At 61.3% G+C, this 21,963-nt stretch carries 16 protein-coding genes; 1 reads left to right on the forward strand and 15 read right to left on the reverse strand.

Features of this window, described 5'->3' with window-relative positions:
- Nucleotides 1–174 precede the first annotated feature (174 nt).
- The 12 genes from BM235_RS03205 to BM235_RS03260 all read right to left on the reverse strand — a co-directional run bounded on the left by BM235_RS03205 (nt 175) and on the right by BM235_RS03260 (nt 13,773).
- Complete coding sequence (locus tag BM235_RS03205; RefSeq protein WP_090109151.1) at nt 175–1,008, reverse strand: carbohydrate ABC transporter permease; 834 nt, start codon at nt 1,006–1,008, stop codon at nt 175–177.
- Nucleotides 1,005–1,898 (reverse strand): carbohydrate ABC transporter permease, encoded by an 894-nt coding sequence (locus tag BM235_RS03210; protein ID WP_090109153.1) that lies wholly within the window; start codon nt 1,896–1,898, stop codon nt 1,005–1,007. The genes BM235_RS03205 and BM235_RS03210 overlap by 4 nt, the downstream gene beginning before the upstream one ends.
- Nucleotides 1,899–2,125: 227 nt before the next feature.
- Nucleotides 2,126–3,466, reverse strand: coding sequence for an ABC transporter substrate-binding protein (locus BM235_RS03215; RefSeq protein ID WP_090109157.1), 1,341 nt, complete (start codon nt 3,464–3,466; stop codon nt 2,126–2,128).
- Nucleotides 3,467–3,682: 216 nt separating this feature from the next.
- The gene (locus BM235_RS03220; RefSeq protein ID WP_090109159.1) at nt 3,683–4,414 is read right to left on the reverse strand and encodes an SDR family NAD(P)-dependent oxidoreductase; all 732 of its coding nucleotides are present in this window, start codon (nt 4,412–4,414) and stop codon (nt 3,683–3,685) included.
- Nucleotides 4,411–5,058 carry a ThuA domain-containing protein gene (locus BM235_RS03225; RefSeq protein WP_090109161.1) on the reverse strand — a complete coding sequence of 216 codons (648 nt, stop codon included), beginning with the start codon at nt 5,056–5,058 and terminating at the stop codon, nt 4,411–4,413. Before BM235_RS03225 ends, BM235_RS03220 begins: the two co-directional genes overlap by 4 nt.
- Nucleotides 5,059–5,187: 129 nt before the next feature.
- Nucleotides 5,188–5,424 (reverse strand): hypothetical protein, encoded by a 237-nt coding sequence (locus tag BM235_RS03230; RefSeq protein WP_090109163.1) that lies wholly within the window; start codon nt 5,422–5,424, stop codon nt 5,188–5,190.
- Nucleotides 5,425–5,529: 105 nt separating this feature from the next.
- Complete coding sequence (locus BM235_RS03235; protein ID WP_090109165.1) at nt 5,530–6,600, reverse strand: LacI family DNA-binding transcriptional regulator; 1,071 nt, start codon at nt 6,598–6,600, stop codon at nt 5,530–5,532.
- Between the two features lie 153 nt (nt 6,601–6,753).
- The gene (locus BM235_RS03240) at nt 6,754–7,749 is read right to left on the reverse strand and encodes a Gfo/Idh/MocA family protein (protein ID WP_090109167.1); all 996 of its coding nucleotides are present in this window, start codon (nt 7,747–7,749) and stop codon (nt 6,754–6,756) included.
- A 532-nt stretch (nt 7,750–8,281) separates the two neighbouring features.
- Nucleotides 8,282–9,562, reverse strand: a complete 1,281-nt coding sequence (locus tag BM235_RS03245) for an ArsB/NhaD family transporter (RefSeq protein ID WP_090109169.1) — start codon at nt 9,560–9,562, stop codon at nt 8,282–8,284.
- Between the two features lie 135 nt (nt 9,563–9,697).
- The gene (locus BM235_RS03250) at nt 9,698–11,827 is read right to left on the reverse strand and encodes an alpha/beta hydrolase family protein (RefSeq protein WP_090109171.1); all 2,130 of its coding nucleotides are present in this window, start codon (nt 11,825–11,827) and stop codon (nt 9,698–9,700) included.
- Between the two features lie 273 nt (nt 11,828–12,100).
- On the reverse strand, nt 12,101–12,544 hold the full coding sequence (locus BM235_RS03255) for a hypothetical protein (RefSeq protein WP_090109173.1): 444 nt from the start codon (nt 12,542–12,544) through the stop codon (nt 12,101–12,103).
- A gap of 353 nt (nt 12,545–12,897) precedes the next feature.
- Complete coding sequence (locus BM235_RS03260) at nt 12,898–13,773, reverse strand: AraC family transcriptional regulator (protein WP_090109175.1); 876 nt, start codon at nt 13,771–13,773, stop codon at nt 12,898–12,900.
- A 145-nt stretch (nt 13,774–13,918) separates the two neighbouring features.
- Between BM235_RS03260 and BM235_RS03265 the strand changes: the two genes are divergently transcribed.
- The gene (locus tag BM235_RS03265; protein WP_090109177.1) at nt 13,919–15,889 is read left to right on the forward strand and encodes an alpha-amylase family protein; all 1,971 of its coding nucleotides are present in this window, start codon (nt 13,919–13,921) and stop codon (nt 15,887–15,889) included.
- A 245-nt stretch (nt 15,890–16,134) separates the two neighbouring features.
- Here BM235_RS03265 and BM235_RS03270 read toward each other — a convergent pair whose 3' ends face one another.
- The 3 genes from BM235_RS03270 to BM235_RS03280 form a co-directional block, all read right to left on the reverse strand.
- A complete protein-coding gene (locus BM235_RS03270; protein WP_090109179.1) occupies nt 16,135–20,022 on the reverse strand; it encodes a CARDB domain-containing protein in 3,888 nt (1,295 codons plus the stop codon).
- A 301-nt stretch (nt 20,023–20,323) separates the two neighbouring features.
- Nucleotides 20,324–20,887, reverse strand: a complete 564-nt coding sequence (locus BM235_RS03275) for an NADPH-dependent FMN reductase (protein WP_255374032.1) — start codon at nt 20,885–20,887, stop codon at nt 20,324–20,326.
- Nucleotides 20,888–20,958: 71 nt separating this feature from the next.
- Nucleotides 20,959–21,957, reverse strand: coding sequence for a type I glyceraldehyde-3-phosphate dehydrogenase (locus BM235_RS03280; protein WP_090109183.1), 999 nt, complete (start codon nt 21,955–21,957; stop codon nt 20,959–20,961).
- Nucleotides 21,958–21,963: the final 6 nt, after the last annotated feature.

Genomic DNA, 21,963 nt, shown 5'->3' on the forward strand with positions numbered 1-21,963 from the left:
CGTGCAAAAGTGCGCGATAGACCGTCGCTTTAACGCCCATCCGCCGAAAATTGAGTAACTATCCTGCACATTTGCGCGATAGAGGCCGGAACCGCCGCCCCGAAGCGCCTATCATGCACTTTTGCGCGATAGATCCCGGATCTTATGATTGGCGCTGCCAAGATGGAATCCGCATCACCCCTTTACCGCCCCGTTCGTCACGCCCGAGAAGATATAGCGCTGCAAGAACAGGTACAGCACGACGGTCGGGATCATGATGAGCAGGATAATGGCGCAGATGTAGCCCCACTCCGCCTGGTTGTTGCTCGCGAAGCGCATGATCGACGTCGACACGACGGGGAGCGACGATTTGGGCATGTACAGGAACGGGATGTAGAGCTCGTTGTAGATGTTGATCGTCTTGAGAATGACGAGCGTCGCCGTGGCGGGCCCGAGCAGCGGGAAGATGATCGAGCGGTAGATTCGGAACAAGCTCGCGCCGTCCATCATCGCGCTCTCGTCGAGCTCGTACGGAATGTTGCGAATGAACTGCAGGTAGATATAGATCTGAATAACGTCGGCCCCGATGAACAGAATGACCGGCGCGTACAACGAGTTGTACAGCCCCATCCACTTGATGACCGAGAACACGACGACCTGCGTCGTGATCGTCGGCACGATCGTCGCGAACAGGAACGCGCCGAGCACCAGCTTCTTGCCCCTGAACTCGAGGCGTCCGAGGCAGTAGGCCATCATCGTGCCGAGCACGACGTTGCCGACGAGCGACAGCGCGATGATGTAGACGGTATTGCCGAACGAATGCCACAGATGCGTGCGCTCGACGACGACGCGGAAGTTGTCGAAGTGGAGGAAGCTGTGCGGCAGCGCGAACGGATCGTTGCCCTCGTCGCTGCGCTTGAAGGCGTTGACGACGACGACATAGGGCGGGAACAGGACGATAAAGGAGGCGAGGAGCAGCACGGCGTATTTGAGCCACTGAACCGGATCCCGCCTGGCGGCCTTGCTCATGCGTCCCTCCCCCCTCTCCCGATGACCAGATTTTGCAGCGCCAGCACGACGACGACGATCAGCAGCAGCACGACGCTCATCGCGGAGGCGAGGCCGAAGTTGTTGAATTGGAAGGCGGTGTTGATCGTTTTGAAAAGGAACGTCTCGCTCGATCCCGCCGGTCCGCCCTTCGTCAGCACGAACGGCAGATCGAAGACGGCAAGCGCGCCGCTCAGCGTGAGGAACATGTTGAGCTGGATGATCTTCGTCAGGTTCGGCAGCGTCAGCCGCACCAGCTTTTGCCAGCGTCCGGCCCCGTCGATCTCCGCCGCTTCGTACATGTCGGCCGGAATCGACTGGAGCGCGCCCAGGTAGATGACCATGTTGTAGCCGAGGAACCGCCACATGCTGATCGAGGCCAGCGAGAAGTTGACGAGCGACGTATTGCCGAGCCAGCTCGTCTTCGCCAGGCCGTCCAGACCGATGGCGCCGAGCAGGATGTTAAGCGAGCCGTTCGTCGTGTCGAACACATATTGGAACATGAAGGCGACGGCGACGGCATTCATGATGAACGGCAGGAACATCAGAACGCGGAAGCCGTTTCTGCCGCGGAGTTTCGAATTCAGGATGACGGCGAACACGATGGCGATCGCGTTCTGCACGATGCCGACGACGGCATACGGAATCTGGTTCAGGAAGACGCCGAACAAGTCGCGGTTCGTGAATACCTCGACGAAGTTGGCGAAGCCGATCCAGGTCGGATTGGCCTCGAGTCCGTCCCAGTCGGTGAAGCTCATCCAGACGAGCTTGACGGCCGGATAGAAGGTGAACAATGCCAGCAGCGCCAACGGCACGGACATGAAGCAGAGCAGTATGATTCTCTTTTGGGCTTGATAGCTTAAACCGTTCATTTCTTCCACCCCGGATTTGATCTGCGTATTGAACGCGGCCGCGCGCGGCCGGGAAAGGAGCTACACGGAAAAGCCGTGTAACTCGTCCGCCAAGCGTCCCTCCGGAGCGAAGTTGCGCGGAAAAGCCGTGTAACTCTTCCGGCGCGAGGCTCATTTTTCCGAAAAATCCTCGCCGCCCGGCTGCGCGCGGCTCGCGTCCGATACGCGTGTAGCTGACTTGGCCGTCGTTACTTAGCCAGCGATTTCTTGGCCGCAGCCCACTTCTTGTTGTACTCGTCCAGCACCTTCTGCGGATCCTTCGACAGCACGAACTCCTGCACCATCGCTTCCTTGACGATCTGCGCCTTGTTGACGACCGCGGTCGATTCCTCGGAGTCGGCGGCCGCTTCGATCGTCGTCGGGCCGTAGCTCTGGAATTCGGTCAGCTGCGCCATGTTCGCCTGCTTATCCTTCAGCACCGGGATGAAACCGGCGAAGTCGTCGAAGCCGGAGTCCTCGAGCAACCACTTGACGAACGCCTTGGCCGTCTCGAGGTGCTTGCTGTCCTTGTTGACGCCGTAAGCCCAGTCGGGCGCGAGCAGCACGTTCGTCTTGCCCGAGTTGTCGTACGGGAGCGGGAAAAAGCCGACGTTGTCCGAGGTCGTGCCTGACGAGATGACCTGCGGGATAACCCAGTTGCCGAGCATGTACATGCCGAACTTGCCGCTTGCGATATCCTTCTTGGACTGCTCCCAGTTCGTGGAGTTGACGTCCGGCTCCAGGTAGCCCTTTTCGTACATCGTGCGGATGATCGTCAGACCTTGGCCGTAAGGATTGTCCATCGCGTACGGCGCGTCGGAGTTGACGCGGTCGTTGTTCAGGTTCTTGTCGCCGGCGATCGAGATCGGCACCTCGGACGCCCACGGGTACAGCGGCCATTGATCCTTGAAGTTGGAGGCGAGCGGTACGATGCCTTTTGCTTTAAGCTTCTCGGCCGCCGCGTAGAATTCGTCGAGCGTCTTCGGGATCGCCGTTATGCCTGCGTCGGCGAACGCTTTTTTGTTGTAAACGATGCCCGTCGTGGTAGCGCCGGCGGAGATGCCGTACAGCTTGCCGTCCGAGGACTTGTAATCGCTGAAGTAAATCTTGTCGTTCAAGCCCAGATCGTCGAGCGGCGCGAAATACTTCGGCAGGTCCGAGTTCGGGATCGTCGGGATGAGCAGGACGTCCGGGTATTCGCCGGAGGACAGGCGGACCTTCGTGTTCTTGTCCAGGTCCGTGATCGCCTCGAACTCGACCTTGGCGTTCGGATACTTTTCGTTGAACCGCTTCGCGTAATCCACGTACTCTTTGTCCACCATGTCCGTCCGGTTGGTGAGAAAGGTGATCGTGCCGCTGATGTCGGCGGCCGGATCGGCCGAGGCTGAGGCGGAAGCCGAAGCGGAAGCGCTTGCAGCCGCGCTCGCCGATGCGGACGGGCTGGCGCTTGCGGAAGGCGAGGCGTTGTCTCCGTTGTTGCTGCCGCCGCAAGCGGTGGCGATCATGCTGAGCGTCGCGATCGCGGCCGCCAGCGTAAGTCCTTTTTTCATCGATGAATCCCCCTATGAAAAACGATGATGATACCGCTTTCAGTTCCAGAGTTTAACACACGTTTATTTTTCTTTCAACATTTTTATTTAATTTATTTATATTTTATCTATATTTGTATAATCAATTAGTTTAATTTTGTTTAATACCACCGCAAACGAAAAACGGGACGAAGCGGCAACCTGCCGCATCGTCCCGTATGTTGTATCCTATCGTCTCTACGTCCAGCTCATCTCCGCGCCCGAGTAGTCCCGAAATGCCGGGTGCGGCCGCGCCGCCGCGTCCCCGTCGGCCAAATACGCGCCGATGACGCGCAGAATGCCCGCTGCCGCCTCGGCTGTCGTAATCGCGGCCTCCTCGTTCAGCTCGCCGCTCATATAGCTCTTCATCCAACCCGGATGGATGACCAGCACCTTGGCGCCATGCGCCCGAAGCTGATTGTGCAAAATGTTGGACTGGATGTTAAGCGCGGCTTTGGACATACAGTAGCCGTACCAGCCCTCGCGCCAGGTCTGATTGATCTGGCCGGCCTCGGAGGAGACGTTGACGACGAGCTTATCCCCGCCCGCCAGCAGCTGCGCCTGGAGCGCATGCGCCATGCGCAGCGGACCGAGCGCGTTGACTTCGTACATCCGGCGGATCGCCTCGTAGTCGATCTCGCCGAAGATATTGTCGTCCTGATGACCGGCGATGCCCGCATTGTTCACGAGCAGATCGATGCTCCCCGTCCGTGCCGCGACCGTCTCGGCGGCACGCCGTACGCTCTCTTCGCTGCCGATGTCCAGCGCCACCGGCACGAGCCGCTCGCCCGCTTCGTCCTGCAGCCTGTCGAGCGCGTCCCACTGCTCCAGGTATCGCCCTGCGAACACCGTATATCCTGCAGCAAGCAGCTGCTCCGTCAGCGCGAACCCGAGTCCTCGGTCCGCGCCCGTCACGACGGCATGCTTCATATTTCCGCCTCCTCTCCGCTTCCCGCAGCCGCCCACAGCCCCGCTCTCAGAAGGAGCGCGCGGTACGACGCGTGCAAAAACGAAGACCGCGAATGGCCCGGCATGAGATAGACGACCCTTCCCAACCCGAAGCGGTGCGCCCAGCCGGCCGGCCAGCGCTCGCCCTCGTGCTCGTACTCGAGCAGCGGAGACGGCTTCATGAGCGGATTCATGTCGAAGCGATACGGCTCGTCGTCGATGACGAACGGTACGAGACCTTCCGTGATCGGATGGGGCTCGCCGCATGCCGCGACCGGCAGCGGGCCATACGGCGGATGCCCGGTGAACCGGGCGCCGAGCAGGCTCGCGAGCGCGGAATTGCGCTGCAGCGAGATGCCGTTGTGGATGGCGAGCAGCCCGCCGCCCTGCGCGACGTACGCGAGCAGCGCAGCTTCCTGCTCCGGCGCGACGGGCGTATCCGAGAACTCCGCATACGATATGAATAATTGATAGCCTGAAAGGTTAGCCGCGTTAAGCGCCCCATAGTCGTCGGTGCAATCGACCGTCAAGCCGCCTTCGAAAATGTCCTTGAGTTCGCGGTCCACGCCCTCGAACGGATGATACTTCGCATCCCGGTATTGACCTAGCGCCAACGCGCGGTTCATGTCCTCACTTCTCCTTCCGAAGCTCCGCTCTCGCCTTGACCAGCTCGGTCGTGAGCTTGTTGACTTCGTTCGCTCGCGCAGTTCCCCGCGCGAGTCGCGGCGGCTGCCGATCTCGCGTGCGCGCCGTTCTTAATCCGCATGCGCGGACGCCCCGGAAGCTTCCAACCTGATGACCTGCACCGGGAAGCGCTTGTCATACGCTAGCGGGTTCATCGGCTCCACGCGCGGCGGATCGTCCAGGATGAGCCTGTACCCGAACTCCCCCGCGCTGCAGCTGGGCCAGCTCGGCAGCCCCGGATGCCCCGGATGCCCCGGATCGCCGGTCAGCGCGAATGCCATCCACGTATCGCGGACGAGACGCGCCATATGCGCATGCTCGGGCAGATAGCCTTGGGCGTCTTCCTCCGCGGCGACGCCGAACGCCGCTCCGGTCGCTGACCGGACGGCGTTTGCCCGTCGGAAGAACCCGCGCTAAGCGCGAATGCCGTCCGCTTCCTCTACCCCGACGCTGCGCACGGTCTCGCGCTCGATCAGCTCGGTGGACAGCAGCACGAGCTCGGGGACTACGTCGGGATGCCGAAGCCGACGGACGACGAGCTCGGCCGCGCGCGAGCCGATGGCCGCCTTGGGCACGCGCACCGTCGTCAGGTTGGGCCGCATGAGCTTCGTCAGCGTCAGATCGTCGAACCCGACGACGGAGACATCGTCCGGACAGGACAAGCCGATCGCGCCGAGCCGCTTCAGCGTCTCGAAAGCCGTCAGATCGTTCGCGCAGAACAGTCCGGTGAGCGGCTGCTCCCCTTGCGCGGCCTCCTTGATCTGCTCGTCCAGCTCCGGCTTCGTATACATGCCGTTGCCGCTGACGCCGATGCCGCCGATGACCCGCGTATCCACCGTCTGCCCGGTCTCCGCCGCGAAGTCCGCGGCCGATTCCTTGAATCCCCGGTACCGCTCCCGGAAGCTCCATGACGTATTCGCGTCTCCGACGAATCCGATGCGCCGGTGCCCGTGCCGCAGCAAATGGGCGGTCGCCTCGTAGGCGCCCAGGTAATTGTTCGCCAGAATATGATCGACCGCGGGATCCAGCCGGCTCGCATCCAGCATGATGAACGGAAAATGCTTGGCCTTCAGAGCCTCGATATAACTGTCCGGCAGGTGCCCCATGGCGATGGCGCCGCTCACCTGCTGGTCGTCGATCGAGGACAGCAAGCCGTCCTTGGGCGGCAGCGAGATGTCGATGCTCGACAGCAGCATGCTGAAGTTGTGCTGGAGGAGCTCCTTCTCGATGCCCTGAATCACGTTGCCCCAATATTCCATATCGTCCAGATAAGCTCTCGGCATCAGAACCGCCATAATTCCGGACTGCGCGTCGGGACCGAAGCGGCGGGGAGACTTGAAGCGGTACCCCATCTCCTCCGCCGTCTTCCAGATCGTCTCTCTCGTCCCTTCGTTCACCGCCGCATCGCCCGCGAGCGCCTTGGAGACGAGCGCCTTGGAGACGCCGAGCCGATCCGCGATCATCTGGAGCGTAATTTTTATCATGTTGTTTTCTCCAACCTTCCACATGAAGCTAATAGTTAGCATAATCATAAATTTAACTTTTTTCAACATTCACCCCCTTTTTTTAACCGACAAAAAAGACGATGATAGCGGCCGAAGCCCTACATCGCCTATTTCTGTCGATATGCAGCTAAGTTAGGCCTCGCTCGGATACTTGAGCCCCCACGGCTCGCGAATCCGGTCGAGCGTCTCCATGATACGCACCGTTTCGTCTACGGTCATGATCGCGCTCTCCTTGTCGCCCGCGCGCAGGCATTCCATCGCCTCGATCGCCTGGTAGAAATGGCCCGACGGCTCGAGCTCGTGCTTGAAGGCAACCGGCTCCGCCCCGTTCACATGCATCGTCGCAGCCTTGGCGAACAGGAAGTTCGGCACTTCGATCCGCCCCTTCGTGCCGTAGATGACCGCCTCGTTGGTCATCGACAGGCGCACCGAGCCGTGCAGGGAAGCCGTACGCCCGCCGCCGTATTCGAACAACAGCGAGAACTGCTCGTCCACGCCCGTCTCGCCGATGACGACGGAGCTCTCGATCCTGGCGGGCTGCTGCCCGCCGTAGATCATCGATGCGAACGATACCGGGTAGATGCCGGCGTCGAGCAGCGTGCCGCCGCCCTTCTCCTTGTTCAGCAGCCGGCCCTCGGGATTCCAGCCCGCATCGAAGCCAAACTCGGCCTTTACGATACGCACGTCGCCGATGGCGCCGCTGTCCAGCCATTCCCGCACCTTGACGATCGCGGGCAAGTACCGCGTCCACATCGCCTCCATGAGGAAGAGGCCCTTCTCGCGGGCCAGGTCCGCGATCTCCTTGGCCTCGGCCGCGTTGATCGTGAACGGCTTCTCGCAGAGCACGGACTTGCCGCCGCGGAGCAGCGTCAGCGCGTTCTCCTTGTGGATCGGGTGCAGCGTGCCGATGTACACGATCTCGACTTCCGGATCGGCCGCGAGCTCCTCGCAGCTGCCGTAAGCGCGCGGAATGCCGAACTTGTCGGCGAACGCCTGCGCCTTTTCGAGCGAGCGTCCCGCGACGGCCGCCAACTGGCCGCCCGGCGCGTGCGGCAGCTCGGTGGCGAAGTTGTCCGAGATGCCCCCCGGCCCCATAATACCCCACTTTACGATGCGTTGTTCCGCCATGATCGCGTCTCCTTTTCCCATCAGATAACTCTACCTTAACCGATCCGAAACAGAATGCAAAGCGATTCGGCGAAATAATTAACGCGCGTTCACAAATCGTGTGAAAGCAAAGGGAACTCGCCCCTCTGCCTCCTTAATCGCATATAAGGTTAATGCCGCTGCTCCTAAACGCCGTTAAACGCGCCGCTCATCGCAGCGGATCGTCAGGAGCGCTTGCTGTTTTCGCAACTCGCCGCCGAAACCTCAACCTAGCGGACTATGGATCCGCTATTTGCTCCAATTTCGCAAGAACGCGCAAGTTCCGGACTCAGGATCCGCTATGCCATCCCGCAGCGGGCTCTGGAGCCGGTTTTGAGAGAAATAGCGGATCTACAGTCCTCAACCTCGACAAAATCGCTCCATTGCGCGCAAATAGCGGATCTGTGGTCCGCTCCGACCACCGCTGCTCCGACCACCGCTGCTCCGACCACCGCCGCCCCGCCCCGACTCCCTCAGACGCACGCGCCCGCTCGAATACGATCGACGAAGCTAGCTACATCAAATAACGCAAATAAATGTACCCGCTGCACAAGACGATCGACAGCAGCATGAGCGGGAATCCGATCTTCATGTAGGCGAGAAAGCGGATCGGATGCCCTTCTTTCGCCGACATCCCGGCCGCGATCAAGTTGGCGCTGGCGCCGATCAGCGTGCCGTTGCCGCCAAGGCAGGCGCCGAGCGCGAGACTCCACCAGAGCGGTTCCAGATCGGTCACGCCCATACGGCCCATCTCCTGGATGAGCGGAATCATCGTCGCGACGAACGGGATGTTGTCCAGGAAAGCGGAGGCGATCGCGCTCAGCCACAGGATCAGCATGGACGAGGCTACGAGGTCGCCGCCGGTCCAATCGATCGCGCGCGCGGCCAGCTCGGCGATGACGCCGGTCTCCACGAGTCCCGATACGAGCACGAACAGGCCGATGAAGAAAAAGATCGTCGTCCACTCCACGCGGGTGAACGCCTCCTCCATCTTGCGCTCGCCGGCGAGCAGCAGGAGCAGAAAAGCGCCCGCCAGCGCCACGGTAGCGGATTCCAGATGCAGGCTTTGGTGGAGGAAGAAGCCCGCGATCGTGAGTCCCAGCACGGTCAGACTCTTCGCGAGCAGCCTGCGGTCCGTGATGAGATCCGAGGCTTCCATGCGAAGCAGCTCCGCCTTGAGCTCCGGCGTCGTGCGGATTTGCTTGCGGAACAGCCAGATATAGAACGGAATATAGACGAGCAGCACGATGCCGGCGATGGGCGCCAGATTCCAGATGAACGACATGAACGTCAGGCTCTTCTCCGCGCTGCCGATCATGATGTTCGGCGGATCGCCGATCAGCGTGGCCGTGCCGCCAATGTTCGAAGCCATGAACTGCGCGATGATGAAAGGGACGGGCGGGACACGCAGTTGTCTCGCGATGCCGAAGGTAACGGGCGCCATGAGGAGCACGGTCGTCACGTTGTCGAGAAACGCCGAGGCGACCGCCGTCAGGATCGCCAGCAGGATCAAGATGCGGACGGGCTCGCCCTTCGCCCGCTTGGCCGCCAGGACCGCGATCGCCCGAAACAATCCCGTATCCGAGACGACGCTGACGATGATCATCATGCCGATGAGCAGGCCCAGCGTGTTGAAGTCGATATGGCGGATCGCCGTCTCCTGGTCGACGATGCCGCCCGCTATCATAACGACGCCTCCGATCATGGCGACGACGGTGCGGTGGATTTTCTCCGAGACGATTAGCGCATAGATGATCAGGAAAATGCCGATCGCATAGTAAGCTTGTTGCTCCATAGAACCTCCGTATGCCGACGATCAAGGAAAAAGAGCCTGCGGCCGGCAGGCTCTTCCTTTTTTCGTTTTATCGCTTCTTTACTTAACTATATATCGTCGCTCCGATTCGTTCAAGGCGGACCGCGCCAGCCTCGCTTACACCAGGTTCCAGAACAAGGCCGTGTTCGCCACAGCGATCATCGTGAACAGGATCGCGTTCATAAAGGCGCCCAGCCACACGTTGTTGGTCTTCTCGAACAGCTTGCGGGAATAGACGGCCGCCACAGCGAGACACGGCACCAGCGCAAACAGCAAAATGCCGTTGAGCGCCTGGCCGGGATACAGCGCCACGCCCGTGATGAAGTCCTTGCCGTATTGGAAGGCGAGCCACAGCGCCAGGCCGCCCATGTTCAGCGCGATCGCCCAGAAGTAGCCGCCCCGCTGCCCGCGCGTATTGGCGTTCAGCGCCACGGTGCCGACGAAGTAGTAGATCAGGAAGAAAGGCATATACCGCAGCGCCGTAATGAAATGCTCCGCTTGGAAGGTGCGTACCGCGAGCACCCAGAGACGGAAGTCGGTGCCGAATACGGCCTGCACGGCGAACAGAAGCAGGTATCCGCCCAGCGCGGCCAACGCTGCGACGCACAGGCTGGCGACGATGGTCGCCGGATTGAGGCTGATGCCGTAGTTGCTGAACCTCGTGCCGGCATCCTTCTTAATGAAGAAGTGGAACGCAAAAGTGATAAACACCATGATGGCCGCCGATACGAGCGCCCAGTACACGATCTGGTTCGTCGTCGGTTCGTTGAAGAAGGCGCCCAGCGGGAAGAGATGCTCCGCGTATTGGAAAATGAGCCACATGGCGAACGCGGCGAACGCGAGGATAAGCGAACCGATGCGCGTCCGCGCCAGCCATGCGCCTGCGCGCGACTTGCCCGGAGCAAACCCGGCGGCGAACGCCAGCACGCCGAGGCCCGCCAACGCGAGGCTGATGATCTTGAGCACGTTCAGTCCGTCCGCGGACTTATCCATGAGCGTCGGGAACAGAATCGCGGGGATCAGCGTGCTGAACGCGATCGACAGCCAGTAGACCGTCTTCTGCTTGCCGCCTGCCGGCGCGGATACGGTGGAGATCGGACCCGTGACCGCGCTGCGCAAGAACGGCGCCCGGAGCAGCAGCGTGATCAACGGAACGAACAGCAGGAAAAATCCGACCAGCGCGACTGCGTTGAACGCTTCCTTCAGCCACCAGATCTGATGGCCCGATCCGAGATCCGCATCGGTCTGGTTCGGCGAAGTGACGCCCTTGAACGCATGCTCATAGAAGGAAATGAGATCGGCGGTCGCCGCCGGAGAAATGTGATTCCACGGATGCGTCTGATTCGGCGTGAAGATGACGCGTTCGCCGGACTGCGACGGGCGGACGACCTTGTCCTCGAGCTTCAGATCGCCGGACGCGACTTGATAGAACTTGCCCGAATCGCCGGCCTGGCCGGACGGCAGACCGAGGAACGCTTCGCCCGAAGCCGTCGAGGCGAAGTTTTTGCTCGTGACGGTGCCCTTCACTTTTTTCTCCGAAGCGCTCTTCTCCGCGTCCGACTTGTTAAAGAAGAACTCGTCATACTGGCCGGCGATCACGCCGACCGTCCGGCTGCCGAACGCCGCCTGCATCTGATCCTGCGGCGCGATCGCGGCGGCGTACGAGAAGTCCGCTCCGGCCGGGATGCCGGCGTAGATCATGCGGTACCCGGTCTTCAGGGCGTTCATCTCGTCCATGTACATCGCGACGAGCGAGGAGAAGCCGCCCATGGAGTGGCCGCTGACCGCGATGTAGGCGTTGCCCTTATCGTCCTTTTTCGTATACGGCTGCTGGTAAACGTACTTCGCCGCATCGAATTGGGAGAAGATCCAGAAAGTGCCGAACATATCCTTCACCGGGATGTCCGCGCTCCACCGCGAGTCGCCGTGGTCGTACATGTCGAGCGCCAGGACGATATAGCCGCGTCTGGACATCTCGATCGCCGGCGCGTCCTGCATTTCCTTGGAGTTGAGGTAGCCGTGCGTCGTGACGATGACCGGCCGAGGGTCGTTCGCCCCCGCGCCTTTCGGCATATACAACAGACCGTTCAGCGTCCCGTGATCGCCTTTGAAGGAGATCTCCTTGACCTTTACGTTGTAAAACGAAGTGTTGAACATGCCCGCCAAAAAGCTGCCCGCAAGAATAAGCGCGAGCGACAGAGCCAGCATGCCGAGCGGTTTTTTCAGAAACGAAGTCGTCTTGGCCATCGAGATCGAAGTCCCCTTTTCGTCAGATAAATTACGACCCACCAAATGATAGCGCTATCAAAAACGAGCGATGCCGCGATTTTGACAGCCACCTCCCTCCAAGCGAACGATGTCGTCCATCCCTCCGTACTTATACCTATCAGGTTGTCTCCGCGATCATGCCTGGAGATGCCGGCACAAGAAAAAACACCGCAACTTCCGGCTGCGCACGAAGCGCGGCCGATCGCCGTGGTGTCTCCTTTTCTCCTACCGAACATTAACTTTGTGCGTTCATCATAGCACAATTCCGCCGGACGTCACTAGTCTTTTTTTCATAGGCTCGTCCCGCGCGTCCATGACCCGGAATACCGCGCCGATCACCTCGAGCGCCGCATCTCCGGCAGCGATCTTGGCCTGTGACGCCGCGAGCCGGATGCCGAGCCGCGGCTCGGCAGCGGCTGGATTTGTTTCTGGATAGAAACAAATTGGCGCGCTCCGCTCGGCAAAGGCTGGGTTCGTTTCTATCCGGAAACAAATGGGCACGCTCCGCTCGGCAGAGGCTGGGTTTGTTGTTATCCAGAAACAAATAGTCACGCACCGCTCGGCAGAGGGTGAGTTTGTTTCTATCAAGTAACAAGTAGGCTTGCTCAGCTCGACAAAGGCTAGGTTTGTTTCTATCCAGCAACAAATTGACGCGCTCCGCTCGAAGCCGAGCATATCGGCATCAAAATCGCGCAAGACGACCGCATCCGTTTCTGCTTCTACGACGCCTACGGCGTCGAAGTCGACAGCCGGCCGGGCGAGGGTACCCGCGTGTTGGGAAACGGGCCACGCACTTGAAAGCTAGCTCGCCAAGCGTTGATCTACGTTCACGCTTTGGCCGTCTCCTATCCGCTAACCCGCCAAGCGTTGACGTACGTTCATTCTTTCATCGCCGAGCGCCCATCGACCCACAAAGTATGAATCTACGTCCACACTTGGATCATCAGAATTCCGCCAGCCCTCGAAGTATAGATCTACGTTCACACTTTGCTAACCGCATTCCCGCCGACCCGCCAAGCGTAGCTCTACCTTCACACTTGAGAGACAATCTAAGCGTACCCCGCATGCAGCCTGCGGTACGCCGCGGGCGACATGCCCGTGTCCTTGCGGAACAGGCGGCCGAAATAGTTCGGGTCCGCGATCCCGACGGCCTCCGCGATCTGCTTCACGGACAGCTCGGGCGAATGCTCCAGCAGCCTGCGCGCCTTTTCCACCCGGACGTGCCGCACGTATTCGACCGGACTCATGCCGATGTGACGCTTCATGCAGCGGGCGATATAGTCCGGGTGAAAATGAAATTCCCGCTCGAGCGTCTCGATCTCGAAAGGCTCGAAGGCCGAGCGGCGCAAATACGCGGACACCTCCTCGGCCAGCCGGCTCGAACGGGTTTCGGCCGCGGATCCCCGGACGAACTGCTGCATGACGGACAGCAGTTGCACGAACGCGGCCTGCATGCGCCATACTGCGTCGACCGTCAGCCGGTCGTGCAGCTTGACCAGCCGATCCAGCGCCGCCCATGCTTCGTCCATCCGGAACGCCCCGAACTTCGGAATGTAGACGGGCTGCATGCCCGGCTGGAGGTCCTTGTCCGTGCCTTTGCGAAGCACGAGCGACCACGGAATGTCGTCGGCGTCGACCGCGCGGTGTTCGGAATCGTGCTTGACGTGAAACCAATACAGCTCCGTCGGCTCCTCGCAAGGCCGAAACCCCTCGTGCGCTTTCCCCGGCTCCAGCACGAGCACATGGTTAGGTCCGATTGCGTATTCGACGTCGTCCTCCGCTATGTACAGACATCCCGACTTCACGAACACGATGTCGTACAGGTTGAAGGTACGCCGGAAATGCAGCATGCCCGGGCGCCACGTTCCGTGCCCCGCGGTCACGAGCTGCGGCATCGGCGGCACTTGCCACTGAATGCAATCCACCTGTGTCCCTCCCGCTCACGTCGTTTTATCCCATCATAAACGTTGAAGTCGGTATTGTGCTAGAGGTCGTCGGTTCGATGTCTATCCGCGGAGGCCTGCCCGCATTACACTGAGGGCATACCAAGTATCCCAAGGGGGCTGTCCGATGCGATTTCGCCAGGTACATTTGGATTTCCACACGTCGGAGCTGATCGAAGGAATCGGCTCGTCGTTTTCTGCCGAGCAATTCCAAGCGATGCTTAAGCTCGGGCACGTAGACTCGATTACGGTGTTCTCGAAATGCCATCACGGGTGGGCGTACCATCCGTCGACCGCGAACGAGATGCATCCGCATCTATCGTTCGACCTGCTCGGCGCCCAGATCGAAGCCGCGCATGCGATCGGCGTCAAGACGCCGGTCTATCTGTCGGCAGGCCTCGACGAGAAGCTGGCGCGCGTCCGCCCGGATTGGCTGTTCCGCGCCGCCGACGAGAAGACGCAGTGGGCGCCTGACTTCTTCACGCCGGGCTATCACGAATTTTGCATGAACACGCCGTATCTCGACGTGCTCGTCGCCCAGATCGAAGAAGTCGTCCAAACGTACGATGCGGACGGCATCTTCCTCGACATCGTCGGCGTCCGCAGGTGCTACTGCCAGCACTGCATCAGATCGGCGCGCGCGGCCGGCATCGATCCTCGCGATACGGCTGCGATGCGCCCTCTTTGGGAGCAGACCTACCTCCGGTACGCAGAACGGACGAACGAGGCCGTTCATCGGCATCGCCCGGAGCTGCCCGTATTCCACAACGGCGGCCACATCCCGCAGGGGCGGCGCGATTTGGCGTTTCTCAACACGCATCAACTCGAGCTGGAGTCTCTCCCGACGGGCGGCTGGGGTTACGACCATTTCCCCCTGTCCGCGCGGTACGTCCAACAGCTCGGCCGTCCTTTTCTCGGCATGACCGGCAAGTTCCACCTGTCGTGGGGAGAATTCGGCGGCTACAAGCACCCGAACGCCCTTCGGTACGAGACGGCGCTGAGCCTGGCGAACGGCGCGGGCTGCTCCGTCGGGGACCAACTCCATCCGGACGGCTTGATGGACGAGGCGACGTACCGGCTGATCGGGGCGGCTTATAAGGAAGTCGAGGAAAAAGAAGCCTGGTGCGAGAGCACTGTGAACGTCGCCGACATCGCCGTCTTTGGCGTTGAAGCTTCGGGCCGTCACCGAGGCGCCGGCGGCAACGTCGCGGACGCCGACAAAGGCGCGGCGCGGATGCTGCTCGAGACGAATCGGCTGTTCGACGTCGTCGACCTGGCGTCGGACTGGGCGGCCTATCCCGTGCTCATCCTTCCGGACCTGATCCCGGCAGACGCCGAGATCGAAGCGAAGCTGGCGGCCTACGTCGGCCAGGGCGGACGAGTGCTCGCCACGGGAAGCGCCGGACTGCGTCCGGACGGTTCCGGCTTCGCCCTCGACTTCGGCGCGCGTTGGACCGGCGCCAATCCGTACCGCCCGGACTACTTCGTCCCCGCGGGTCCGTTCGGTCCGGGCGAAGGCGCTTCTGCCGTCATGTACGGCGAAGGCCAGCGTATCGAAGCCGCCGGCGGACGAGTGCTCGGTTACCGCGAGAACCCGTATTTTAACCGGGACGCTTTCTCCTTCTCGTCCCACCTCCATACGCCGAACGATAGACAGAGCCGCGAACCCGGCATGATCGAGCACGACGCCGGCATCTACATCGCGTGGAACGTCTTCGGCGCCTACGCCGAGCATGGCAATCTCGTGCTGCGGCAGATGGTGGACTATGCGCTCGACCGCTTGCTCGCGGCTCCGACACTCGAGACGACGCTGCCCGCGCAAGGCGTGACGACGTTGCAGGAACAGCCAACCCATCGCCGTCTCGTGCACCACTTATTGTACGCCTCCCCCGTTCGGCGCGGGAAGAATGTGGAGATCGTCGAGGACCTGATCCCGATCCGCGACGTCGCGTGCACGGTGCGCACGGACCGTCCCATTGGCAGCGTCTATCTGGCGCCGCAGATGACCGAGCTGCCTTTTAAGGCGCAGGATGGCGCGGTCAGGTACACGGTCCCGGTCGTCGAGTGCCACCAGATGGTCGTGCTGCAGTTCGAGTAAATAAGTAAAGCGGCTGTAAGCGAGGTTGCCGCGGCTGCAGCGCGGGATGCGGGCTTAACGCCGGCCTGCAAGCATGAAATGCGCGCTTGCAGCGCTGGCGCGTGGCGTAGCCGCAGATTTTGCTCTTGCAGCGCGGCTTGCGGCTGTGAGCGCGCCTTTCGCAGCTGCGCAAAAGCGAAAAGCTCGCCTTCCTCTTGGCCAAGATGGCCTTGCGGAGGGCGAGCCTTTTTCCCATCTTTTTCTGATCAGTGAATCGTCAGATTAAAGCCAGGCTGCAGGTAGTACAGGCTCGGGTAAGCCACATTGCTCGTCGTCAGGCCGTTGAACGTCGCCGAGCCGTTGCCGGTGTAGGTGAAGATCGCCGCGCCTTGGTGCGGTCCGGAGAAGCGCGACGTCGTGACGCCGTCCAGGCCCGTGCCGTTGATGTTGATGTTGTTGAACACGATGTTCTGGAAGCCGCCGCCGTAGCCGAACTGGATCGCGTCGCGCTGCGTGTTGAGAATGTCGATGTTCGTGAACGTGACGTTGCGGATCGCGTCGTTGGACGCTTCGAGGTCGATCGCGCCGCGCTCGCCGTTGTACAGGTCCTTGCTCGTGCCGCTGTTAATGATCGTCGTGTCCGAGAAAACGATGCCGGTGTTGTTCTGGAAATGGTAGCCCGGGAACACGGTGTTCATGCGGATGCCCGAGCCGCCGACCGTATCGACGATCAGGTTGTGGTCCGCCTTGTGGCCGCTGCCGCCGAAGAAGGCGATGCCGCCCGCGCGCCAGTTGTTCTCGATCGTATTGTAAGAGAACGTGTTGTTCACGCCGGCCGGCGCGCCGTTCGTGTCGCTGGTCCAGACGGCCAGCGCGTCGTCGCCGTTGTTGCGCAGGCTGCTGTTGCGGACGATCGAGTTGCTCGTGCCCTGGGCGAAGTTGACGCCGTCGGCCAGGTTGTTGCGGATGCGGCTGTTCTCGATCGTCAGCCCGTTCGCGTAGATCGCCGGGGTATGCGCATAATCGCCGACCCAGAAGCCGCACTCGAAGTGCTCGACCCAGACGTCGTGAATCGTGGAGTTCGAGCCGAAGTTATCCATGAAGCCTTTGTAGATCGCATTTTGGCCGTAGCGCGACCGGAGCTTGGAGTTCATGTATACGTTGCTGAAATCAAGTTTGCCGGAGATGCGCAGCGAGATGCCGCCGCCTGCCGCGTTCGGGTTCGTGAACTGGATGTTCGTGTGCCAGATGCCCGCGCCCGTCACGGTCAGGTTGTTGATCATGCTGCTCGCCGAGCCGATCTCCCACATGCTGCTCAGGTTAAACGTGCCTTCCGGAATGTATAGCGTCTTCCCTGCCGAGACGGCCGCCGTCACCGCGGATTTGAACGCCGCGAGATCGTCCTGTCCGTCGTTCGCCGCCGCGCCATAGTCCGTTACCGACACCGCGCCCGACGGACGGGCGATCGCGGTCGGCACCGGCTCGATCTCCAGGAAGTCGACCCCGTATTCTAGACTATCCCCGTTCCCCTTCTGAATCCGGATCGTGTCGCCCGGCTGAAGCGGCGTATCCATCTTCCAGTGCACCTCGTCGAAGCGGAAAAGCGGTCGTCCGCCGCCCGGCGCATCCGCCGGCATGTCGCCGGAGAAGTACTGCCAGTTGTAATACGACGAGAGCGATACCGTCTTTACTTTCGTCCCGTTGACGTAAACGTCAAGCGAGCCGTTCAGCCCCATGCCGTCGCCGGAGTCGGGCATCGTGAAACGCATCGTGACGCCCGCGCCCCCCTGTCCCTGGCGTACGGTCCACTGCGCGTAGGAGCCGTTCGACGGCAGCCCCACGTATTTCTGCCCGGAAGCCTCCGACGCGATCAGCGCCTGGTCGAAGTTCTGCGCTGCCTGCAGCGTAGCGCCGCCGCCCCTCGTGGCGTCCTCTGTGTCGTACCGGAAGTACGGCATGCTGGCGCCGCGCGCCGCGTAGACGGTCAGATTGGCAGTACTCGTATTGTTGGTCTGCTTGGTCGGGACTTCGTTGCCGTCCGCGGCGACCGTGGTCGTCACCGTGTAGCTCCCGCTGCCCGCCGTCCACGTGCCCGGGATGGCGACGTTGGCGGAAGCGCCCGCTGCGAGCGATCCGCTGTAGGAACCGTTCAGCGTCTGAACGGTCGTCCCTGCGCCGTTTTTGATCGCGACCGAGATCGCGTGCGCGCCGGCTGCCGAAGCGATCGTGCCCTGGTTTTTCAGGTTAACCGTAAAGCTGACGGCGCTGCCGACGGTCGGCGTGACCGGCGACCAGGAAGTCGCGGCGACCAGATCCGAGCTGGAAACTGGCGCGACCGTAAGCGGCGCGGCGTTCGTATAGCTGTTGTTCGCTTCGTTCTGTTCGATGACGGCATTGTTCTCGTCGACCTTGGCCGAGAGCGTATAGGATGCCGCGGTCTTGGCGCCTGCGTTCGCCGACACGTTCGCCGTAGCGCCTGCGGCCAGCGCGCCGACCTGCGCGGTGCCTGCGGCATCGCCATTCAGGTAGAAGTTAACCGTCGTAGCCGCCGATGCCGCGCTGCCGTTGTTTTTAACGGTTGCGTTCAGCGTGATCGCGTCGGTCTCGATCGGCGAGGCCGGCGACCAGGACATGCCCGCGATCGTCAGGTCGGGATTGGCAGCCGGCGTGCCGAACACTTGGAATTCGGCGATCTGCCCCGCCGGCGCGCCGGTGTTCGCCGTGATGTTCAGCTGCAGGCGCTTCACCGTCGCCGTCACGGGGATCGTCACCGTGTTGTCGGATGCCGGATTAAACGTATACGTCTGCGAGGAGACCAGATTAGAGAAAGTCGTGGTCGACTGATTATGGCCGAGCACCTGAATCGTCTGGGTCCGCGTGCCCCACTCCGTCGCCGGATTGAGCTTGAGCACGATGGACGTGATGTTCTGGTTGGCGCCCAAATCGAGCGTCAGCGTGCTTGGGTTGCCGCCGCCCTCCCAGTACGTGGCGGTGTCGTTGTCGTTCGCGTTGGTAGCCACGAAGGATTGAGTATTAGACGATGCGACGATCGGCTTGCCGATCGCGATGTTGCCGCCCGGCGGCGGCGTAGCTGTCGGCGTTGCCGTTGGAGTTGCCGTTGGAGTTGCCGTAGGCGTCGCCGTCGGGGTCGCGGTTGGCGTTGCCGTCGGGGTCGCCGTAGGTGTAGCCGTCGGCGTGGAAGTCGGCGACGTGCCCGTGTCCACCGTGATCTGATCCAGATTCACGTTGGCGGAATCGCCAGCGTCGTATTTGTAGGCGATCGAATTGCTGCCGGCGTTCAAGGTCAAGGCCTCCGTCTGCGTGCCCCACGTATCCCAATTGGAGAGGCTCGCGAGCGTGGTTTGACGAATCTTGGCGCCGTTCACGTAGACGGACAGCGTTCTGGCGGCGCCGTTCGCGTTGGCGTACTTCAGCGTCACGTTCCGGCTGCCCGTCGCGGCCGCGTTGACCGTGAAGGTCGTCGTCGCGCCCTGCGTCCAGTAGCCGTCGACAAAGCCGGTGCCGGCATAGCCCGCATGGTCCGCGTTCACCTTGGCGCCGCCCGAGAGCGCAGCCGACTCCGCTTGATACGTGCCCGGCGGCGGCGTTGGCGTTGGCGTAGGTGCCGGTGTCGTCCCGCTCGCGCCATAAATTTCAAGCTCGGATAGCTGAGCCGCCGGCCAGCCTGTGTTGGCGGTGAAGCTCAGACGAACGTATCGGGTGGACGCCGCCGTGAAGTTGATCGTGACCGAGTTGCCCGCTACGGCCGGATTAAACGTGTAGTTGGCGGAACCGACGATGTTGGCAAATGCCGTGCCGTTCGCGCTGCCCTGAACGGCCAGCGTCTGCGTCCGCGTCTCCCAGCTTGACGGCAGCTTCAGCACGAGCTGGTCGATGCTGACGCTCGCGCCCAGGTCGACCTGTATCCATTGCGGAAAAGCGCTGTTCGTACTTTCCCAATAGGTACTTGCGTTGCCGTCCTTCACGTTGTCCGGCGCGTACGTCTGCGATTGGCCGCTCGCGGTAATCGTCTTGCCGATCGTCAGATTCGCTCCCCCGGCCGCGAACGCGGGGGAAAAGGAACCGGCCGCTGAGATCCATCCGGTGATCAGCACAATCAGAGCTAGCGTCCATGCTGCATGCTTGTGTCGCATTATAGTCCTCCTCGAAGTGGTTTTGAAGACGATGCTCGAAGCCTGGTGCATAATGATAGCGATTACAATTCGTAATAGACCGATCTTTTGCCAACTGCTTCGCTTCTCGTTCCGTTGCTTGCTTCCTTCCTCCCTTCCTCAAGTTCAAGTACAGCATTATTATAGTGAGGCGTTCCGCTCGCCTATAAGGCGTAATCTTACGAGGATGGTAGTCAATTCCAAGCACATGAGAAGGACAACAAAAAACAGGCCAACCAGTAACCCTGGCTGACCTGAATAGAACACCCTTCTATAAGGCGAGTCACTTCAATCCCTGCGACTGATCGATCCAGCCAAGCAGCGTCTGCACGTACCGTTTCAAATACTTGAGCGTCGTCTCGTCCGTCAGACGGCCGCGTTCGGCGTCGACCTTGTCCATGACCTGCGAGATATACATTTTCTGAAAAGGCAGCACCCATGCCTGCGTCGCCTCCAGCGTCTGCCGGATCTGCTGCTGCGACAGGATCGTGCCCTTGGGACCCGGCGTCGAGCCGACGACGCCGACGGGCTTGTGAATGAGCGCGGCCGTCCGGGTCGGCGTCGATGCCCAGTCCAGCGCGTTTTTCAGCACGCCGGGCGTACCCGAGTTGTACTCCGGGCTCACGATCAGCAGGCCGTCTACGCCGCGGATCGCCTCGCGATAAAGCCGTACGGCCTCAGGGCCGTCGCCAACGTCAATATCCGCATTGTACAAAGGCAAATCCGCGATCGATATGTATTCGTAAGCGGCCTCTTCCTCCAGGCCAAGCTCCGGCACGGTGGCTGCGATCATGCGATTGTACGACTGCTCCCTCAAGCTCCCCACGATAATGCCGATCTTTTTCATCAAATACGCCTCCTCTTAGACTGAATTAAAAAGGAACGACCGGTTGAATGGCCGGCCGTCCCGTAAGTTCGTTAGCGATTCGCGAGGTAAGCCGCGACTTCGGCGAGTCTCGAGGCATAGCCCCACTCGTTGTCGTACCAAGCTGCGATCGACACGATGTCGCCTTGCACCTGCGTCAGCGGCAGGTCGATAATCGAGGAATGCGAGTCGCCGACGATGCGCGAGGACGCCCATTCGCCTTCCAGCACGTCCAGCACGCCCTTGAGCTCGCCTTCGGCCGCCGCGGCGCGGAACATGTCGTTGATCTCCTGCGCGGTGACCGGCTTTTCGGTAATCAGGTTGAGCTCGGCGATGCTGCCGGTCCGGGTCGGGATCCGGTAGGCCTTGCCCGTGATCTGAAGGTCCGGCCAGATGAACTTGAGCGCCTTGGCCGCGCCGGAAGACGACGGAATGATGTTCTCGGCTGCCGCCCACGAGTCGCGGCGGTCCTTCATCGGCTGATCCGTCAGCGACTGGGTGTTCGTGTAGGAGTGAACGGTCGAGAACAGGCCGTGCTTGATGCCGAAGTTCTCGCGCACCAGCTTGACGACCGGCGCAAGCGCGTTAGTCGTGCAGCTCGCCATGCTGATGATCTTGTGCTTGTCCGGATCGAAGTGGTCGAGGTTGATGCCCTTGAGCAGCACCGCGTCGCAATCGTCCAGCGTCTTGCTCGGGCCGCTGACGAGTACGCGCTTGGCGCCCCGGTCCAGGTGAACCTGAGCGACCGAACGCGTGACTGCGCGGCCGGTGCAGTCGATGACGAGATCCACGCCGAGCGCCTTCCAATCCGGCACCTCGCTCGCCGAATTGATGTACTGAATGTCCCGGCCGCCGATGACGATGCTGCCTTCGCCGCCGGATACCGCCTCGGGCCACCTTTTATAGTTAGTGTCGACTTCGAACAGCGCGGCCAAAGTGGCCTCGTCCTTAATGTCCGAGATCGACACCGGCACGAAAAGATTGTCTTGAAGAGCGACCCTGAGCAGCTGCCTGCCGATACGTCCGAATCCGAATACCGCGATTTTGCCCATGTTTGC

Source organism: Cohnella sp. OV330 (assembly GCF_900112065.1).
GTDB lineage: Bacteria > Bacillota > Bacilli > Paenibacillales > Paenibacillaceae > Cohnella.

What these genes read in the sequence shown, in the direction of transcription:
- BM235_RS03205 (WP_090109151.1), bottom strand. Translation starts at nt 1,008, where the DNA reads ATGAGCAAGGCCGCCAGGCGGGATCCGGTTCAGTGGCTCAAATACGCC.
- BM235_RS03210 (WP_090109153.1), bottom strand. Translation starts at nt 1,898, where the DNA reads ATGAACGGTTTAAGCTATCAAGCCCAAAAGAGAATCATACTGCTCTGC.
- BM235_RS03215 (WP_090109157.1), bottom strand. Translation starts at nt 3,466, where the DNA reads ATGAAAAAAGGACTTACGCTGGCGGCCGCGATCGCGACGCTCAGCATG.
- BM235_RS03220 (WP_090109159.1), bottom strand. Translation starts at nt 4,414, where the DNA reads ATGAAGCATGCCGTCGTGACGGGCGCGGACCGAGGACTCGGGTTCGCG.
- BM235_RS03225 (WP_090109161.1), bottom strand. Translation starts at nt 5,058, where the DNA reads ATGAACCGCGCGTTGGCGCTAGGTCAATACCGGGATGCGAAGTATCAT.
- BM235_RS03230 (WP_090109163.1), bottom strand. Translation starts at nt 5,424, where the DNA reads ATGGCGCGTCTCGTCCGCGATACGTGGATGGCATTCGCGCTGACCGGC.
- BM235_RS03235 (WP_090109165.1), bottom strand. Translation starts at nt 6,600, where the DNA reads ATGATAAAAATTACGCTCCAGATGATCGCGGATCGGCTCGGCGTCTCC.
- BM235_RS03240 (WP_090109167.1), bottom strand. Translation starts at nt 7,749, where the DNA reads ATGGCGGAACAACGCATCGTAAAGTGGGGTATTATGGGGCCGGGGGGC.
- BM235_RS03245 (WP_090109169.1), bottom strand. Translation starts at nt 9,562, where the DNA reads ATGGAGCAACAAGCTTACTATGCGATCGGCATTTTCCTGATCATCTAT.
- BM235_RS03250 (WP_090109171.1), bottom strand. Translation starts at nt 11,827, where the DNA reads ATGGCCAAGACGACTTCGTTTCTGAAAAAACCGCTCGGCATGCTGGCT.
- BM235_RS03265 (WP_090109177.1), top strand. Translation starts at nt 13,919, where the DNA reads ATGCGATTTCGCCAGGTACATTTGGATTTCCACACGTCGGAGCTGATC.
- BM235_RS03270 (WP_090109179.1), bottom strand. Translation starts at nt 20,022, where the DNA reads ATGCGACACAAGCATGCAGCATGGACGCTAGCTCTGATTGTGCTGATC.
- BM235_RS03275 (WP_255374032.1), bottom strand. Translation starts at nt 20,887, where the DNA reads ATGAAAAAGATCGGCATTATCGTGGGGAGCTTGAGGGAGCAGTCGTAC.
- BM235_RS03280 (WP_090109183.1), bottom strand. Translation starts at nt 21,957, where the DNA reads ATGGGCAAAATCGCGGTATTCGGATTCGGACGTATCGGCAGGCAGCTG.